Source organism: Bradyrhizobium sp. 153 (genome assembly GCF_023073835.1).
In the GTDB taxonomy this organism is placed as follows: Bacteria; Pseudomonadota; Alphaproteobacteria; order Rhizobiales; family Xanthobacteraceae; genus Bradyrhizobium.
Genome location: NZ_JADPKH010000093.1, coordinates 1 through 1,542 on the forward strand (window position 1 = coordinate 1; position 1,542 = coordinate 1,542).

1 protein-coding gene is annotated in these 1,542 nt (G+C 62.6%); it reads right to left on the reverse strand.

Annotated elements, in window-relative coordinates; translation table 11 throughout:
- Window positions 1–23: 23 nt before the first annotated feature.
- On the reverse strand, window positions 24–1,373 hold the full coding sequence (locus tag IVA91_RS24280) for an IS5 family transposase (RefSeq protein WP_247275680.1): 1,350 nt from the start codon (window positions 1,371–1,373) through the stop codon (window positions 24–26).
- Between the last annotated feature and the right edge of the window lie 169 nt (window positions 1,374–1,542).

Consider the following 1,542-nt stretch of genomic DNA (forward strand, 5'->3'; position numbering starts at 1 on the left):
GTCGTCCGTGAAGAACCCTGAATTCAGGCTGGATTGATTTGGGGTCGGGCGAAGAGGATGGCCAGGATTTGCCACAACGAGAGCCTGAGCCAGCAGATCAGGCGGCGGAAGTTGTAGCCGACGGCGGCGAGGACGGCGTTGCTGGCGTCGCCCTCGCGATGCCAGAGATAATTGCGGCCCATTCGATGCTCGGATTTGAGATGGCCGATGACCGGTTCGACGGCGGACCGCCTTCGCAGCTCGCGCGTGATCTGTGGCGTCACCCGCCGCTTCTGCCCTGACGTGAACACCCTGAACTTGTAATCGGGTGGGGCATTGTGGCCGCGATAGCCCTTGTCGGCGAGGAGGCGCTCGAGGGTATTGCCGATGAGGGCTTCCATGTCCGGGATGACGGTTGCGAGCGTATGCCCGTCATAGGGGTTGCCGGGCAGCGCCTTCACGTGGGTCACGAATTGACCGCCTTTGGCGTGCGCCAGCGTCGTTGCAACCGAGACTTTGACGCCGAACTCGTAAGGCCGGTGGGCCTTGCCCTTGCCGATGCACTCCACCTCGGGCGCGTGCAGCGAATAGACCTTGGGTCCACGCCGGTGCTGCTTCTGCTCCAGCACGCGTCGCGCCCGCGCCAGCATGCGCTCCAGCACGATCCCGGCAAGCAAGTCGGCGTTGCCCCCGAGTTTGCGGCCGATGTCGCGGATAATGCGGCCGAGATAGGTCTTGAGCTTCTTCAAGGCCCTGTTGGCACGCTTGAACTGCTTGGCGTGGGCATAGCGCTGATGCTTGATCAGCGCGAACTTGCCCACCCTGGCATAGGACTGGCGCAGCTTGACGCCGTACCTCTTGGCCAGCCGCACCAGGATCTCGCGGGCGCGGTTCAGCAGCCGCGCATCGGTGGGGAACATCACGTTCTTGGGCTGCACCGTCGTGTCGACGATGACGCGATTGAGATCGGACGGCTTGAGCGCCTCGGTCTTGGTGGCAACCGAAAGGCTCTCCTGCAGCAAAGCCTGCAGCTTCTCCTCGCCCATCCGCTGGCGCCAGCGCGTCAGCGAAGAGCGATCGAACACCAATCGGTGCTGGAAGAACTCCTCGCCGCAGAAGAACTGGTAATAGGGGTTCTCCACCCAGCGCTCGCACAGGACCTCGTCGGAGAGGTCGTAGGTGTGCTTGAGGATCGCCAGCCCCGCCATCAGCCGCGTCGGCAATGGCGGCCGGCCCGGCTTGTCCTCGTAGACCGCCCCGAACCGCTGCTCCAGGAACGACCAGTCGATTGTCCCCGCCAGCTTCACCAGCGGGTGCCCCATATCGATGATCGCGTCCAGCCGCGAGCGCAGAAGATCGGTTTGTCCCGTCCCGCGTCGTTCCTTTGGTCGCATCGCTCCCTCCGATGCGACGACGGAATCACGACTCGTGATTCGACGGAATCCTCAAAAATGAAACTGCAAGCTTTTGGGCCGTCAAAGCCCGAAAGTTTGCAATCCCCAAGACCTTCTCGCCCCGAAAACTGATTCTTGATCAACCGCTTGGAGGTTCTTCACGGACGAC

Excerpts from the sequence above, each read along its gene's own strand:
- IVA91_RS24280 (WP_247275680.1), bottom strand. The coding sequence starts at position 1,373 with ATGCGACCAAAGGAACGACGCGGGACGGGACAAACCGATCTTCTGCGC.